A 16,168-nucleotide genomic window follows, 5' to 3' on the forward strand; every position below is an offset into this window, starting at 1 on the left:
CCCTGTCCTCCTGTCAACAGCCCACACGTCCCTGAAGAAAACGCCGAATCATCGCCTGTGTCAGGCGTCCGCCCGGTCAGCGTAACGGTTCGATTCACCTTCGCACAGTTCGTTCACCACGGCGGCGACTTTCGCCGGGTCATGGACCTGACGGCCCGGCACGGCGACGTCGCCGACGTTGAGTTCGGCGCCGAACAGCCCGGCCGCGCGCACAAGGTGTTCGCGTTCGCGCCCGGCGGGCACCGACGACGCGTCGACCAGGACGTTGTCGACCCGGAAGGTGTCGGCGTGGGCGTGCAGGACGTGCAGATGCCGCTCCACCGAGAACCCCGGGGTCTCCCCCGGTTCGGGTGCGAGATTGACCACGAGCACCTTACGGGCAGCGGTGCGCTGCAGCGCCTTCAGCTGTTCGGGCACCAGCACGTGCGGGATCACACTGGAGAACCACGAGCCCGGGCCGAGCATCACCAGATCGGCGGATTCGATTGCCTCGACCGCACTCTCGCAGGCCGGCGGATCCTCCGGGATCAGCCGTACACGCCGCACCTTGCCGGGCGTCGTCGCGACCGCGACCTGTCCGCGGATCTCCCGGCTGATGCGCGGGTCGGCCTCGAGCCCGGACACATCGGCCTCGATGTCGAGCGGGACGGTCGACATGGGCAGCACCTGCCCGACGATCCCGAACATCGACCGCAGCTCCTGCAGTGCGGCCACCGTGTCGCCGAGGACCTCGGTGAGGCCGGCCAGCATCAGATTGCCGATGGGGTGTCCGGCGAGGGCACCGCGACCGCCGAATCGGTGCTGCAGCACCTCGGCCCACAGTTCGTGGCGCCGACGGGTGTCGGGATCGCCCGCGGTCTGGAAGTCCTCGAGCGCCTTGGGGTGCGGACATCAACGCGGCCAGGGCCATTCGCAGATCCCCCGGCGGGATGAGCCCGAGTTCGGCACGGAGCCGGCCCGACGATCCGCCGTCGTCGGCGACCGTCACCACCGCGGTGATGTCGGTGCTCAGGTAGCGCATCGCGGTCAGGGTCGCGTACAGGCCGTGGCCGCCGCCGAGTGCGACGATCTTCTGGGTCATTCGCGCCCCAGATCGCGGTGCATCACGCGCACGTCATAGGAGGCCACACCGGAGTCGTCGACGGCCTTGCGGAGCCGTCGGGCGAGTTCCTCGGAGATGGCGACGCTGCGGTGTTTGCCGCCGGTGCAGCCGACGCTGATCGTCATGTAACGCTTGCCTTCCCGCAGGTAGCCGCGACCGACGATGGAGACCAGGTCGGTATAGAGGTCGAGGAAGTCACCGGCGTCGGGCTGGCCGAGGACGTAGTCGCGGACCGGCGCCTCCTGCCCGTTGTGGTCGCGCAGTTCGTCGATCCAGTGGGGGTTGGGCAGAAACCGCACGTCGGCGACGAGATCGGAGTCGATGGGCAGTCCGTACTTGAACCCGAAGGACTGCACCGCGATGCTCAGCCGCGGTTCGGTGTCGCCCGGGGACACGCCCTCGACCACCGAGCGCAGCTTGGCCGCCGTCAGCGCCGAGGTCTCCACGACCAGGTCGGCGACGTTCTTGATGGGTGCGAGGATCGTGCGTTCACGGGCGATGCCCTCGATGAGGGTCTCCTTGCCCTGCAACGGGTGCCGGCGACGCACCTGTTCGAAGCGACGAACCAGCGCCTCCTCGCTCGCGTCGAGGTAGAGCAACCGGGTACGAATCCCCGACTCCTCGAGACTGTCCCGCAGCTGCTCGAGTTCGTGGGCGAGGTTGGGGTGGGAGGCGCGCAATACCATCGCGAGACGGGTGATCGTCGGGTCGCTCTCCCGCACCATCCCGACCATCGTCGAGATCAGCGACGGCGGAACGTTGTCCGCGACGTACCAGCCGTCGTCCTCCAGCACGTTGGCCGCTGTGGACCGGCCCGCACCGGACATGCCGGTGACGAACAGGACGGTGAGTCCGTCCGGCACCTCACCGTTCCGGACGCCTCCGGTCAGCTGCTCGTCGTGTCCGGCCTTGGCCCGCTCATTCATCGACACCCCGTCCCGCGTCACCGGTCACCACCGTCATCTCTGCTTCGTTCACCGTCTCGGACACCACCGTCTCCACCGGCACCACCTCGGACTCCGGCTCCACCTCGGACTCGGGCACCGTCTCGACAACGGTGTCACCGCCGAGCGCGCCCTGCACCGCACGCGCCGTGGTCAGTCCGATCCCCGGCACCTGGGCGATCTCCTCCAAGGATGCCTCACGCAGGCGCGCCACCGACCCGAAGTGGGTCACCAGCGCGGTGCGTCGTGTCTTCCCCAGACCCGGGATGCCGTCGAGCGCCGAGGCGGTCATCCTCTTGCTGCGCTTGCTGCGGTGGAAGGTGATGGCGAACCGGTGTGCCTCGTCGCGCACACGCTGCAGCAGGAACAGCGCCTGGCTGCTTCGCGGCAGGATCATCGGATCGTCTTCGCCGGGCACCCACACCTCCTCGAGGCGTTTGGCGAGTCCGATCACCGAGACGTCGGTGACACCGAGTTCATCGAGGACCGCCGCGGCCGCATGCACCTGCGGTGCGCCACCGTCGACGACGAACAGGTTGGGCGGGTACGCGAATTTCCGTGGCTGCGCTGAGGTCTCGGGCCCGGCGTCGACCTCCCCCGACTCGGGCGGTGGTGCGTCGCGGTCGGCACGGTGCCGGAGGAAGCGGCGGCGGGTGACCTCGGCGATCGACGCGACGTCGTCGGAGTGGCCATCGCCGGCGGCATGACGGATCGCGTAGTGCCGGTAGTCGGACTTGCGCGGCAGGCCGTCCTCGAAGACGACGAGGGAGGCGACGACGTCGGTGCCCTGCACGTGCGAGATGTCCACACACTCGATACGCAGCGGCGCCTGATCGAGCATCAGGTTCTCCTGCAGCTCGGTGAGGGCGGCCGAGCGGGTGGTGAGGTCACCGGCGCGTCGGAGCTTGTGCTGAGTGAGTGCTTCGCCGGCGTTCCGGGCGACGGTCTCGAACAGCGCCTTCTTGTCGCCGCGCTGGGGCACCCGCAAGGTGACCCTGCTCCCCCGCAGCCCGCTCAGCCACTCCTCGAGTTCGGCTGTGTCGGCCGGCAATTCGGGGACCAGGACCTCGCGCGGAACGGACTCGCCGTGTGCGCGGTCCGCACCGACGTCGACGGTGGCGTCGAAATCGACCTGCGCACCGTAGAACTGGGTGATGAACTCGCCGATGACGTCGCCGTCGGTGCCGTTGTCGCTGCGTTCGACGACCCAGCCGCGCTGACCGCGGACGCGCCCGTCGCGCACGTGGAAGACCTGTACCGACACCTCGAGTTCGTCGCCCGCGATCGCGACGACGTCGGCCGTGGTGCCGTCCCCGAGGACCACGGCCTGCTTCTCCATGGCGCGCCGGAGAGCTCCGATGTCGTCGCGCAGTCGGGCCGCCCGCTCGAAGTCGAGATCCTCCGCCGCGGCGGTCATGTCGCGTTCGAGCTTGCGGATCAGCAGGTCGGTGCGGCCCGCCAGGAAGTCGCAGAAATCCTCGACGATCTCGCGGTGCTCCTCGGCGTCGACCCGCCCGATACAGGGGGCGGAGCACTTGTCGATGTACCCGAGCAGGCAGGGGCGGTCGATCTGGCGGTGCCGTTTGAACACGCCCGCCGAGCAGGTGCGCGCCGGGAACACCCGCGTCAGCAGGTCGACGGTCTCGCGGATGGCCCACGCATGCGCATACGGCCCGAAGTAGCGCACGCCGCGGCGGCGCGGCCCGCGGTAGACGAACAGCCGCGGGTACTCCTCGTTGAGGGTCACGGCGAGCATCGGATAGCTCTTGTCGTCGCGGTAGCGGACGTTGAACCGCGGATCGAACTCCTTGATCCAGTTGTATTCGAGCTGGAGTGCCTCGACCTCGGTGCCCACGACGGTCCACTCGACCGACGCCGCCGTCGTCACCATCTGGCGGGTGCGCGGGTGCAGCGAGGCGATGTCGGCAAAGTACGAGGTCAGACGCGACCGGAGGTTCTTGGCCTTGCCCACGTAGATGACACGGCCGTGCTCGTCCCGGAACTTGTACACCCCGGGTTCGGTCGGGATGGTTCCGTGAGCAGGACGGTAGGTAGTCGGGTCGGCCACGTGTTCCAGGCTAGTTGGCGGGTCGGACGGTCCCGCGATAGCGCTCTTCGAGCTCGCGGAACCGGGCCATCGCCTCGACGGCCCGCGGACCGTCGTTCGCCTGCACGGCCAGCACGGTGATGTGTTCGTCGGACGGGAACAGCAGCCAGGCGCCGTAACCCTTCTCCGGGTAGGTCAGTCCGAGCACCTGATCCCAGCCGAACAGCCGGACCGGCACGAGGTTGCGCACCTCGACTCCTTCTGGCCCGACGCGCAGCCGCGGACGGGTCAGCAGGAGAATGGCACCCGAGACGAGGACGCCGATCAGAATGATCGCGACCTGGTCGGAGCTGCCGAGGTTGCGGACCCCCACGTCCTCGATCGTCAGCAGCAACCCGAAGGTGATGTGGATGGCCATCACGATCACGGCCGCGATGATCGCCCAGCGGGGCAACTTGCGCGGCCGGTAGACCAGGTCCCATCGCGGGGAGGTCACGCCGATGCTCCTCCGACCGCATTCGGCAGGGCCTCGCCGCGTGCCAGTGCGCGCAGGGTCAGGGCCGACGCCAGTGCGGCGACGGTCGCCTGGGCGCCCTTGTCCTCGGTCGAACCGGGCAGGCCCGCGCGGGCGATGGCCTGCTCCTCGGTGAGCGTGGTCAGCACACCGTTGCCGACCGGGGTCGACTCGTCGAGCGAGACGCGGGTCAGACCCGCGGTCACCGCGTCGCACACGTACTCGAAATGCGGTGTCTCACCCTTGATCACGACGCCGAGTGCGACGACGGCGTCGTGGGTGCGGGCCAGCGCCTGCACGATCACCGGCAACTCGATGGCGCCCGCCACCTGCACGACGGTCGGCTCGGTGACACCGTTCTCGTTGGCCGCGCGGACCGCGCCGTCGAGCAGTGCGCCACAGATCTTCTCGTGCCACTGCGACGACACGATCGCCAGCCGGAGCTTGCCGGCATCGGCGAGTTCGAGGGTCGGTTCGCCGTGGCCACTCATGCTGGGGCTCCTTCGGATGCGTCGTCGCCGGTATGTGCGTGATCGTCGAGGCCCACGAGGTCGTGTCCCATCCGATCGCGCTTGGTGCGAAGGTAGCGCAGGTTCTCGGCGTTGGCGCGCACCGGCATCGGTACCCGGTCGACGATGTGCAGACCGTAGCCGTCGAGGCCGACGCGCTTGGCCGGGTTGTTCGTCAGGAGACGCATCGACGACACACCGAGATCGACGAGGATCTGGGCTCCGAGGCCGTAGTCCCGGGAGTCGGCGGGCAAACCCAGTTCCAGGTTGGCGTCGACGGTGTCGGCACCGGCGTCCTGCAGCTGGTAGGCCTGCAACTTGTGCAGCAGGCCGATGCCGCGGCCCTCGTGGCCACGCATGTACAGGATGATGCCGCGGCCTTCCTCGGCCACCATCTCCATCGCGGCGTCGAGCTGCGGACCGCAGTCGCAGCGCAACGAACCGAAGACGTCGCCGGTCAGGCACTCCGAGTGCACGCGGACGAGGACGTCGTGTCCGTCGTTGCTGTTGATGTCGCCCTTCACCAGGGCGACGTGCTCGACGTCGTCGTAGACGCTCGAGTAGCCGACCGCGCGGAAGTCGCCGTGGCGGGTGGGGATCCGGGCATCGGCGACGCGCACGACGTGCTTCTCGTGGCGACGCCGCCACGCGATGAGGTCGGCGATCGAGATCATGGCGAGGTCGTGTTCGTCGGCGAAGACACGCAGCTCGTCGGAGCGGGCCATCGAACCCACGTCCTTCTGGCTGACGATCTCGCAGATGACGCCGGCCGGCGCGAGGTCGGCGAGGCGGGCCAGGTCGACGGCGGCCTCGGTGTGGCCGGGACGCCGCAGGACGCCGCCCTCCTTGGCGCGCAGCGGGACGACGTGGCCGGGACGGGTGAAGTCACCCGCGGTGGCCTCCGGGTCGGCGAGCAGACGCATGGTGGTGGCGCGGTCCGACGCACTGATACCGGTGCCGATGCCTTCGCGGGCGTCGACGGTCACGGTGTAGGCGGTGCCGTGCTTGTCCTGGTTCATCGAGTACATCGGGGGCAGACCCAGACGGTCGCAGGCGTCGCCGTCGAGCGGGACGCACAGGTAGCCCGAGGTGTAGCGGACCATGAAAGCGACGAGCTCCGGGGTGGCCTTCTCAGCCGCGAAGATCAGGTCGCCCTCGTTCTCCCGGTCCTCGTCGTCGACCACGACGACCGCCTTGCCGGCGGCGATGTCGGCAATGGCGCGTTCGATCGAGTCGAGCTGGACTCGTCCTTCGGTGGTCGCGCCTTCACCTTCACGCGGCGATTCGCTCATCAGAACCTCACTCGTTGTGCTCATTTCGCCCGCTGTGCTCATTTCGTCCCTGTGACTTCATGCGCAGGGCCGGCTTGGGGTGTTTCCGAGGTGCAGACGTTCGACGTATTTGGCGATCACGTCGACCTCGAGGTTGACCACGGTGCCGGGCTCGGTGGCACCGAGGTTGGTCTCGTTGAGGGTGGTGGGGATCAGGGAGATCTCGAACCACGAGTCGTCACCCGTTCCGCCGACGGAGGAGACGGTCAGCGACACACCGTCGACGGTGATCGAACCCTTCTCGACGAGGTAGCGGGTGAGCTTCGCGGGCACGCCGATACGCACGACGGTCCAGTTCTCCGACGGGCTCACGGACAGGACGCGACCGGTCCCGTCGACGTGACCCTGCACGATGTGGCCGCCGAAACGCCCGTTCGCGGGCATGGCGCGTTCGAGGTTGACGGTGCTGCCCGCGGCGAGATCGGACAGGGAGCTGCGACGAAGCGTCTCACCCATCACGTCGACGGTGAACTCGCCAGGCCGGAGGTCGACGACGGTCAGACACACGCCGTTGACCGCGATGGAATCGCCGTGGCCGGCATCGGCGGTGACGATGGGGCCCCGCACGGTGAAGCGGGCCGCATCAGAGAGATCCTCGCGGTCGGCGATGACGCCGAGTTCCTCCACGATTCCGGTGAACACGCACTCCTCCTGCTCGCTCGGAGCAGACAGGGCGGCACTGTGTCGCCTGTTCTCTCGCATCCGGACTATAACCGTCGGCTCCGGAATCTCACCGAATCTGCTGTCCCCGTCTTCCGACAGGCGCTCGCGGGCTGGAAGGTGCATATCCATAGCACCCTCATCACCGCCGGTGGGGAATCTCACCCCGCCCCGAGAACTGGTGATATCGACGCTAGCACGATGCAAGAACGGAGTCGCATTGGAATTTCGCTGAGCGAAACAGTCGGCGAAGGGTGTGTCGCGCATCTCTCCCCGCTCAGTCCTGCGCCGATGCCTGCAGAGAGCGGTCGAGTGTGACCAAGACGTCACTGCCGAGCGTCGCGACCTCGCGGGTCTCGAACCGTCTGGCGTCGCCCAGGGTGGTGACCCCCGGGATCTCGACGGAGCTGCGTCCGGCGCCCAGGACCATCGGCGCGACGTAGGCGTGGACCTCGTCCACGAGGCCCGCGGCGAAGAAGGCCCCGAGGATGTGCGGGCCACCCTCCACCAGGACCCAGAGCGCGTCGGGCAGAGCTGTGAGAACGTCGGCCGGGTCGTGGGAGTCGACGAGGACCAGCGGTCCGCCGGTGTCGCCGCGGAGGTTGCCGTCGGCCGGCAGGGCGCGGTGTCCGAGAACCACGCGGGCCGGTTGGTGCGGGTAGAGCCCGCCGTCGGTGGTTCGGGCGGTGAGGGTCGGGTTGTCGGCGAGGGCCGTGCCGGTGCCGATGACGATGGCGTCGAGGCGTGACCGTTGGGCGTGGGCGTGGTCGCGGGCGGCGGGGCCGGTGATCCACTGGCTGGTGCCGTCGGGGGCGGCGATGCGGCCGTCGATGCCGGCCGCGATCTTGGCGGTGACCATCGGCCGGCCGAGTCGTTGCCGGGTGAGCCACGGACGCAGTGGACCATTCGCCACGGTGTCGGCCGCGACTCCCCCGGTCACCCGGATCCCGGCGGCCCGCAGGGTGTCGGCGCCACCCGCGGCGACGGGGTTGGGATCGCTGACCGCGTAGTGGACCTCGGCGATGCCGGCCTCGATGAGTGCCTGCGAACACGGACCCGTGCGTCCGGTGTGGTTGCAGGGTTCGAGCGTGACGATCGCGGTACCGCCCCGGGCGGCCTCACCCGCCGCCCGCAAGGCCATGACCTCCGCGTGCGGGCCACCCGGCGGTTGGGTCGCGCCGACACCGGCGACGCTACCGTCGGCGGCCAGGATCACCGCTCCGACAGGCGGATTGGGTGAGCTGACACCCATGGCCGCAGACGACGCCTCGACGGCGCGGTCCATGGCGGCGGCGATGTCCATGTGCGGGATCAGATGTCGCGGTGGGCGCGTGCGGTCGCTGCCGACTCGCGCAGGGCGGCAACGGCCTGACCGGGGTCGGTGGCACCGTAGACGGCGGATCCGGCGACGAAACAGTCGATTCCGGCCTCGGCGGCCTCCTCGATGGTGTCGGCGTTGATGCCCCCGTCGATCTCGACGAGCAGTCTCAGGTCCTCGGCATCGATGAACTTCCGGATGGCACGGGCCTTCTCGAGAACCTCGGGGATGAACTTCTGCCCGCCGAAGCCGGGTTCGACGCTCATGATCAGCAGGGTGTCGAAGTCGCGGAGGATCTCCAGGTACGGCTCGAGCGCGGTGCCCGGTTTGATCGACAGACCGGCCTTCGCGCCGGCGGCACGGATGTCGCGGGCGACCCCGATCGGATTCTCGGTGGCCTCCGCATGGAAGGTGACGTTGTAGGCACCGGCCTCGGCGTACGGCGGCGCCCACCGCTCCGGGTTCTCGATCATCAGATGGCAGTCGAGCGGGATGTCGGTCGCCTTCAGCAGGCTCTCCACAATGGGCAGCCCGAGGGTCAGGTTCGGCACGAAGTGGTTGTCCATGACGTCCACGTGCAACCAATCGGCACGAGTCGCACCGGGCTTGGCCACTGCAGCCGCCTCGTCGGCGAGATGCGCGAAGTCCGCGGACAGGATGGACGGAGCGATCATCGGCGCGTTACCAGCGGTGCACATGGTGGACAAGTGTAGGGCGCGGGGTGCGGTGCGGACGAAAGCGTTCGGGCGTCTCAGACTCCGTTGGCCGGCCACCCTGGGGACGGAGGCAGAGTCGGCCAGGGTTGCGGTCCCATCTCGACACCGACCGCAGGCAGATCCGGGTTTGGAGGAAGGGCGTCGCACGCCACGGTGTAAGCACGGTTTTCGGGTCCCATGCCGAGCCGGTCATAGAAGGTGACGTGCCAGTCTCCGAACACCGAATGCGAAGGAGCCCGCCTGTCACCTTCCTGTTTCGCCGGCGGACCTCCGTTCGCAGATCGAGTGAACTCGATAATGACCGCATAGCCCCACGGTTTTCCTATTCTTCTCCACACCGAATCGCGGGATGGAGATCGTTGCTCAATAGACAAGCTCTCACTCCGGCACAAGACCAAGCGACTCGTCGCGCCGCTGACGACGCGCCGTAGAGGTCGATAGAAAACGGTGCTGACAACCTTGCGATTGAAACTGTTACCCGTCACCAACTTCACTTGTTCGTCGATGCCTGTCGGAGACGCTTCCACGAACCCCGGGTACCCCCACTCAGTTGACTGTCCTTCGGAAGCGAGCTCAAAGGATTCGACGTAAGCACGAACGAACGTTCCTTCGGAGCTCATGAAGTCGAGACCGCCTGCAGGTACCCAGCGAAAGGTCATGTCCAGGTTCGGTGGCATGCCAGCCGCCACCGGAGGTTTCGTAGTATCAGATTCTTCGGAATCTGTGCGCGAATCCGCAACCTCGCTGCAGCCCGCAACTATGATCGCAAGCACCGCGACGAGAGAATACGGAAGACGTACCCTTCCCGAGACTCCCCCACCCATGCGATTACCTCTTGTACGCATGTTCGAAGTTTTCGTTATGGCGGAGCCCGAAAGAATTGATATCGGAACCCAGCAAGCGCTGAGCATAGGAAGCAGCCTCCCTACTGTCGCTTACTTCAGGCATAGTTCTGCTGTTTTTCATCTGCTCAAAATCGATCTCACCATCCGCCGCAAAAAGCCTACGGAAATCTGGGTCATCAACTATCTCAGGATGTGATCTGAAGTAACCCTCCAGAATCTGTGAGTATTTGGCGTTGGGATCAATCTGCGGGGTGTACATCTCAGCGCGCAATTCTTGTAGCTCAGGATCTGCGATTATCGTGTCCGGGTCCGTAGGCAGCCCCGAGAAATGAAGTTGTGCCTGTGGGGCCACACCACCGAGCAAGACTCTCACAGCAGGGTCCAGACCCGGTACTGCCGAGAGCAAACCGTACGCACTCTCGAACATTGCACCCCTGGCAGCCGCATCGCGCGCCGCCAAGTGACGCCCGTCAATCTTGGTTTCCTCGATGTGCGAATCCAGACCGCCGGCCATCGCACCTTCCAGACGACCGGTGATCTCGCCGAGCCCATAGTCGTGCGGGTTGCGGCCAAACTGTTCTTGCAGGACGTCGATCTGAAGTGCAGTCAATGAATTGACGATTCTCCCGGCTTCGGCGTCCGAGTTCAGAATCTGAAAAGTAGATTTCAGATCGGTTAGATCAACCTCAGACACCCCATGTGAGTCAAAGTGTTCAGGGTCTGCACCCCCCATCACAGCAGTGTGGGGACCCAGCGCCGAAGCCAGGGTACGGGCCAGTTCACCGTTCAATTCACCGAGGGCGCGCTTATCATCACCGATGTCGATGAATGCGTCCTTGTTCTCACCAAAGAACTGGGTGAGCGCGGTAGCAGTCTGCCCTGCCCGTCGACTGTCCGCCAAGGCCTCCGCCGAGCTTCCCTCCGAAGCATATGCGGATTCTGTCATCCAGCTGAACAGCTTGTTCACGCCGGAACTCTCTTTGCCCGCGCCGTCCGTCCAATCGAAAGTGAGCAAGTCCTTCAAGATGCCCGAGCCTTTGAAAGTGTGCTCATTGCCGTCGACATCGGACACGGTGGGCATAGAGCCATCTGCCGCAGCGCCAGTCCCAGCCATCACCGCATCATGCACCGCGATGTGATCGCTGCCGGCGATGTCGAGCATGCGAATCATCAGCTCTTCGGCATCCGCCTTCGATACGCCGCCATGATTGAAAAGTCCTGGGTTCGATACGAGATCATCACCCCCGACAGCCGCAATCTCACCGGCTCGGGCAATCAGGGCCCGGTCTACATCACTGCCGAGTTGAACTGACGTGGAACCCTGTTCGGTGTCGACTGAACGATGCTCCAGGATTTCCATCAAAATCTGCAACTGCTCGAAGGTTTTCAGATCGGTCACCGGTCGATCCCCGCCCGAATGAGGACCCGTGTCCGGAACACTCACGTGCCCCCTGCCGGCCGCGGGACTGGTCAACACCTCCCTAACCGGAGTAGACAGCTGATTTATCCCGCCTCCTACAAACCGAGGCCCCGGCGCCAATCCCATCTGTTGCAGTGGTCCGGCAAGGAACGTCGGCTCGACCTGCTGGTCTGTTCGCAAACTCGGGTTACCGAGCAGGTAGATACCGTCGCCTAGCGCGTTCTTGAGCTGAAGACGTTCTGCGCCGGAGTATTCGTCTCCGAAACGCTTCAACGCGTCGAGAGAATAGGGCGCGGGCCCATCCGCATTCTGTCCCCAGATGGGGGTGTAGATGGCCTTCAGATAATCGAACTGCTCTTTCGGGATGACAGCATCGTCGCCCCTCGCCAGTGCCGCGCGCTGCTCGGGCGTCAGACTGGTCGCACGGTAGAACCGCTCCTTCTGATCAGGCGTCGCGTTCCCCCTCATGATCGCCTGAGCATCGCGGCTTGCTTGTCCTGCGGAAAAGCTCGAGCTGAGCGGAGCGTTGATCTCGGCGTTGCCGAAGACCACATTCAGCGCGCGGGCACCGTTACGGTCGTCCTCCCCGATCTGGTCCGCCAGCGACTGCAACGACAGCGTCGCTGTCTTCGCCTCCTCGGCGCGCTTGGCCTGGTCGTTTCGGATCGACTGTTCGGCCGCGCTTCCGGCCTCCACACCGTCCAACTCCGACGCGTAGTCACGGGCGTCGCGCACGGTCCAGTCATCCGAGACGCTGAACTTGTCGAGTTCGAGGCCGAGTGCCTTCGTCAGAGCAGTGCTTCGGTTGGGGCTGATCGCGGCGGCCGTGTCGTGCAGCACCCTCGCGGCCGCTCTGAGTTCAATGCCGAGCTTGTTGATCTCGTCTCGGTCGGATGTCGTACGGTCTTCGCACGCGCGCCTGGATTTGCCCGACCAACCGTCCACGTTCATGGGAGCATCGGCCATCGTCTTGGTCTGGGTTCGCAAGTTCTCGGCTGTTGTCTCCAGCGATTCCGCAGACTGGAGCAGGACCGTCACGTCCCAGCTGTTGACGGTCGACCGTGTCGGACGGCTCATCAGAACACGGAAATGGCTCGAAGGCCGCTCGCCAACTCTTCGTCGGTGTCGGCGAACTCGGTCGCAACCTGGTAGCAGGTCTGCGACACCGCGTCCATGCGAGCAGCTGCGCGACCGAGAAGGGTTCGAACGACGTCGTCCTTGCCGGCGCAGGCGCCATTGAATGCCGAACCCGGCATCGCCGCAGCTGCGTCAGCGAATCCGGTACTGCCCGACCAGAGCGCCCGGGTGACATCAGAGCACTCGGCCAACGTCTTGCCGACGCCCTCGATCACACCCTTCTCGGCTTCCAGGCGATAAGTCACTGTGAGTCCCCCGTCCCCGGTGCCAGCGTGCTGACACCACTCCCCTCGGACAACTTAGTACGAGACAACGAGATGCGGGGATTCACCTTCCACACGTCATCGCCCACACGTCCGGGCCATCGTCGGGCAGAGACACCTTCCCGGTCACCTCGAACCCGAGTCGTTCATAGAACGAGACGTTCGCCGGGGATGAGGTCTCCAGGTATGCAGGACACCCCTCTGTCCGCGCCCCCTCGAGCCCCGGCTCGAGCACAGCTCTGCCGAGTCCGCGGCCCTGAGCATGCGGCGCGACCCCGACCGTGGCCAGGTGCCAGACAGGTTCGGCCGGCCGAAGACCAGCCGTTGCCTCGTCCGCCCGCGCGGCGATGTCCGCTCTGTCTCCGTACAGTTCGACGACTCGGGGTGCGATGTTGCCGAACGCCTCATCGAGACCTGTCGAGGACGGAGTGATCCACACCGCCACGGCGGCAAGGTCGTCCGAGACCCAGACGCGGCCGCACCGCATGCCGATTTCGGCGAGAAACAATCGCTGCAACGACCTCACCCGGTGGCCATGGTCGCGCGAATCCACCGTGTGCCTGGTGAACGGATAGTCGGCGAAGGCCTGGCCGAGAGTATCTGCGGCAGCGTCGACGTCAGCCGGAGTCGCCGGCCGAATCACAGGGCGGATCGTCACGCCGTTGGACGTTACCCGGCGCCGGCACCGCTCAGGCGACCGCGAGCAGCTGCAGCAGCTTCGTCTCGACGACGCTGCGGTCAGGACTTTGGTGCCCGACCGCCGGTGGTGCGGTGCTCCGATGACGGGCACCGGTCGGGGTGATGACGTCGATGACCCGGGTGTCACCGGCCATGCGAACCGAATATCCCCAGCCGTCGGCCTCTTTGGCCCGATTGTGGATGACGCAGATGCCGTCGGCGTTGGCCTCGCTGGTCGGGCCATCGTGGCGGTGTGGTTTCGCGTGGTCGATCTCCGCGATGGGCGCACCGCAGTACGGAGTTCGGCAGCGTTGGTCTCGGAGTCGGACGAAGTGCGCGAGCGCGGCCGGAAAGGTTCGCGATTTCGACTCCATCGACACCAGTGCGCCATCCGACGGACGTGCATAGATACGACGCATCGTCGAGGCGGTCTCACCATCGGTCGACACCGACGCGGCGACGAGTTCCCGTGCCACTGCTGCCGGAATCGGTCCGTACCCCCTCACTTCGGCCGCCGAATCGTTGAGCCCGAGCAGGCACTCGTCGGACAAGACCATGTCTACCGACACCGGAACCGGTTCCGCTGCGGATCGACCGGTGACTCGTTCGACCAGCGTGTCGGCCATGATCTGAGCATGCGTGCGATCGTCGGCACCGAGGACAGAGTCGGCGTGCTTCTTGAGCGAGGCGTACACGGAGATTCCCTGTGTCATCGGCAACAACGCCGAGAGTTGGGTCATCAGATCCGGCGCCGGCCGCACACTGACATGGCGATCTTTCTCGGCCTTGGCCTTTCGCGCGACCACTGCCGCCGGCTCGAGTTCGTAGGCGTGACTCTTCGCCCGCGCTTCGATCTCGCGATCGGACACAGCGACCAGGGCCTCGCGGTCGGAACACACCCGCCGGTCGATCTCCTCCCGCGATTCTCGGGTCAGATGAGCGGTCTCGCGAACGAGGATGGTCGCCCGCCATTCGGTCAGCACGCCGTCCCTGAGCGCAGACATCGTATGCGGCATCTCGTGTGCCAGAGCACGAGCGAACCCGAGGTACTGACTCCCCTTCTTCGGTGAGACCTTCCGTGCCAGCCCGACTTCGGCGGCGAGTCCCCGGCCCCGCCGCTGCGGCGGGACATTTCGCGCGGCCTCATCTGCTGCACGCAACTGATCGAGGTTTGCAGTCTCTCGAACCTGAGCCGCAGTCGAAGCGGACTTGATCTCCTCGAGCAGCGTCAGCCGCTGCACCGACTCGGCCTCGTCGACGCCTGCAGGCATCCCGGCGAGGAGGCCCCGGAGGGCACGTAGACCGTCCGTCGACAGACCCGATGTTCCGCGCGAGGGTGATTCGTACATACATTCGATACTACGCCGATATCGCCGGCTCGGCCGGAGTTTTCCACAACCCGAAGAAGATCCTTCACTTAACCATTGAGTTAAGTGACGAGCCGTGCGACACTTAGCCACATGGCAAACCGTACGGCGACTCTCGACGAGATCTTCGGCGCCTTGTCGGACCCGACTCGACGGGCCGTCGTCGAACGTCTCGGGCGCGGGTCTGCGAGCGTCGGCGAACTCGCCGACCCCTTCCCCATGTCCCTCCCGTCCTTCATGAAGCACCTGAAGGTTCTCGAGGAGAGCGGACTGGTCATGACCAAGAAGACCGGGCGAATCCGAATGTGCACGCTCGACCGTCGACGCCTGCGACGTCTGCAGACCTGGCTCGAACATCAGCGCGTCGTCTGGACCGAACGCACCGACCGACTCGAAGCCTTCGTCACCGAATCCGAGGAGACACCGTGATCGACCCCGAACTCGACCTGACCCTGCACCGCATCATCCGCGCTCCGCGCCAACGGATCTGGGATGCCTGGACGCGACCCGAACAGTTCGCGAAGTGGTGGACGCCGTCCCCGACCGTCACCCGGGTCGAGCGGCTCGAACCGCGTCCCGGTGGGGCACTGGTCACGCAGATGAGCGACGACGGCGAGGCCTTCGTGCCGCACATGGATGCCGTCTTCCTCGTCGCCGAGCCCAGCGAACGGCTCGTGTTCACCAACGCCATCGACAGCTCTTGGCGTCCGGCCGTACCCGCGCCCGTCCCCATGACCGCGGAGATCACGCTCACCGAGCATGCTGACGGGACCGAGTACAACGTGGTTGTGCGCCATGGCAATCCGTCCGACCGCAACCGGCACAACAACCTCGGCTTCTACGACGGCTGGGGTTCGGTCACCACCGCGCTCGCCGAACTGGTGGAGAACGGAGCCGGGAAATGAGGATTACCGTCACCGAGTTCATGACGCTCGACGGCGTCACCCAGGGTCCGGGGTCGGCCGACGAGGACACCTCCGGCGGCTTCACCGCCGGCGGGTGGCTCGTCCCGCACATGGACGCGACCTTCATCCGACAGGCATCGGAGTGGCTCGACCTGGCCGACGGACTACTGTTGGGGCGTCGGACCTATGAGGCCTTCGCGCGGGACTGGCCCGAGATCACCGACCCCGACGACCCGTTCACCGAGCGGATGAACAACCTACCCAAGTACGTCGTCAGCAGCACCCTCACCGAGCTCCCCTGGCAGCCTGCGACCCTCCTCGGTGGCGATGCGGCGAAGGCAGTGTCCGCGCTGCGATCGAAGCCGGGCCGCGAGGGCGTCGCCTCGGTGGTCGACGCACAGCGGAACTGAAC

Annotated in this window: 15 protein-coding genes, 1 pseudogene and 1 riboswitch; of the genes and pseudogenes, 3 read left to right on the forward strand and 13 right to left on the reverse strand. The window is 66.2% G+C overall.

What is annotated here, in order from left to right; translation table 11 throughout:
- Positions 1 to 60: 60 nt before the first annotated feature.
- From RVF83_RS19210 to RVF83_RS19270, 13 genes and pseudogenes are all read right to left on the reverse strand, one after another.
- Positions 61 to 1,081, reverse strand: a pseudogene (locus RVF83_RS19210) (gluconeogenesis factor YvcK family protein).
- Positions 1,078 to 2,028, reverse strand: coding sequence for an RNase adapter RapZ (gene rapZ, locus RVF83_RS19215; RefSeq protein ID WP_051989240.1), 951 nt, complete (start codon positions 2,026 to 2,028; stop codon positions 1,078 to 1,080). The pseudogene RVF83_RS19210 and the gene rapZ overlap by 4 nt, the downstream one beginning before the upstream one ends.
- Positions 2,021 to 4,114 carry an excinuclease ABC subunit UvrC gene (gene uvrC, locus RVF83_RS19220; protein WP_005194860.1) on the reverse strand — a complete coding sequence of 698 codons (2,094 nt, stop codon included), beginning with the start codon at positions 4,112 to 4,114 and terminating at the stop codon, positions 2,021 to 2,023. Before uvrC ends, rapZ begins: the two co-directional genes overlap by 8 nt.
- A 10-nt stretch (positions 4,115 to 4,124) precedes the next feature.
- Complete coding sequence (locus RVF83_RS19225; RefSeq protein WP_005194859.1) at positions 4,125 to 4,589, reverse strand: PH domain-containing protein; 465 nt, start codon at positions 4,587 to 4,589, stop codon at positions 4,125 to 4,127.
- Positions 4,586 to 5,098: a 6,7-dimethyl-8-ribityllumazine synthase gene (gene ribH / locus RVF83_RS19230; protein WP_005194856.1), complete on the reverse strand. Its 513-nt coding sequence runs from the start codon at positions 5,096 to 5,098 to the stop codon at positions 4,586 to 4,588. The genes RVF83_RS19225 and ribH overlap by 4 nt, the downstream gene beginning before the upstream one ends.
- On the reverse strand, positions 5,095 to 6,408 hold the full coding sequence (locus RVF83_RS19235) for a bifunctional 3,4-dihydroxy-2-butanone-4-phosphate synthase/GTP cyclohydrolase II (protein ID WP_039879908.1): 1,314 nt from the start codon (positions 6,406 to 6,408) through the stop codon (positions 5,095 to 5,097). The genes ribH and RVF83_RS19235 overlap by 4 nt, the downstream gene beginning before the upstream one ends.
- 57 nt (positions 6,409 to 6,465) lie before the next feature.
- A complete protein-coding gene (locus RVF83_RS19240; protein WP_341261970.1) occupies positions 6,466 to 7,089 on the reverse strand; it encodes a riboflavin synthase in 624 nt (207 codons plus the stop codon).
- 44 nt (positions 7,090 to 7,133) lie between these two features.
- Positions 7,134 to 7,290: riboswitch (FMN riboswitch) on the reverse strand.
- A 94-nt stretch (positions 7,291 to 7,384) separates the two neighbouring features.
- Positions 7,385 to 8,410, reverse strand: a complete 1,026-nt coding sequence (gene ribD / locus RVF83_RS19245) for a bifunctional diaminohydroxyphosphoribosylaminopyrimidine deaminase/5-amino-6-(5-phosphoribosylamino)uracil reductase RibD (RefSeq protein ID WP_005200079.1) — start codon at positions 8,408 to 8,410, stop codon at positions 7,385 to 7,387.
- An 8-nt stretch (positions 8,411 to 8,418) separates the two neighbouring features.
- On the reverse strand, positions 8,419 to 9,123 hold the full coding sequence (gene rpe, locus RVF83_RS19250) for a ribulose-phosphate 3-epimerase (protein ID WP_039880968.1): 705 nt from the start codon (positions 9,121 to 9,123) through the stop codon (positions 8,419 to 8,421).
- 846 nt (positions 9,124 to 9,969) lie between these two features.
- Positions 9,970 to 12,483 carry a hypothetical protein gene (locus tag RVF83_RS19255; protein WP_005200086.1) on the reverse strand — a complete coding sequence of 838 codons (2,514 nt, stop codon included), beginning with the start codon at positions 12,481 to 12,483 and terminating at the stop codon, positions 9,970 to 9,972.
- Entirely contained in the window at positions 12,483 to 12,788 is a 306-nt protein-coding gene (locus RVF83_RS19260) for a hypothetical protein (RefSeq protein ID WP_005200087.1), read from the reverse strand. The genes RVF83_RS19255 and RVF83_RS19260 overlap by 1 nt, the downstream gene beginning before the upstream one ends.
- 82 nt (positions 12,789 to 12,870) lie before the next feature.
- Positions 12,871 to 13,464, reverse strand: a complete 594-nt coding sequence (locus RVF83_RS19265) for a GNAT family N-acetyltransferase (RefSeq protein WP_005200088.1) — start codon at positions 13,462 to 13,464, stop codon at positions 12,871 to 12,873.
- Positions 13,465 to 13,495: 31 nt separating this feature from the next.
- Positions 13,496 to 14,755, reverse strand: coding sequence for a DUF222 domain-containing protein (locus RVF83_RS19270; protein ID WP_174351909.1), 1,260 nt, complete (start codon positions 14,753 to 14,755; stop codon positions 13,496 to 13,498).
- Positions 14,756 to 14,944: 189 nt separating this feature from the next.
- On the opposite strand from RVF83_RS19270, the gene RVF83_RS19275 reads away from it, so the two are divergent.
- Genes RVF83_RS19275 through RVF83_RS19285 form a run of 3 tightly spaced genes read left to right on the forward strand, consistent with a single transcriptional unit; the run spans position 14,945 to position 16,166 of the window.
- Positions 14,945 to 15,280: an ArsR/SmtB family transcription factor gene (locus tag RVF83_RS19275; protein WP_039880970.1), complete on the forward strand. Its 336-nt coding sequence runs from the start codon at positions 14,945 to 14,947 to the stop codon at positions 15,278 to 15,280.
- Complete coding sequence (locus RVF83_RS19280; RefSeq protein WP_005200091.1) at positions 15,277 to 15,756, forward strand: SRPBCC domain-containing protein; 480 nt, start codon at positions 15,277 to 15,279, stop codon at positions 15,754 to 15,756. Before RVF83_RS19275 ends, RVF83_RS19280 begins: the two co-directional genes overlap by 4 nt.
- Entirely contained in the window at positions 15,753 to 16,166 is a 414-nt protein-coding gene (locus tag RVF83_RS19285; RefSeq protein WP_005200092.1) for a dihydrofolate reductase family protein, read from the forward strand. Before RVF83_RS19280 ends, RVF83_RS19285 begins: the two co-directional genes overlap by 4 nt.
- Positions 16,167 to 16,168: the final 2 nt, after the last annotated feature.

The sequence above is a fragment of the Gordonia rubripertincta genome, from assembly GCF_038024875.1.
Lineage (GTDB): Bacteria > Actinomycetota > Actinomycetes > Mycobacteriales > Mycobacteriaceae > Gordonia > Gordonia rubripertincta.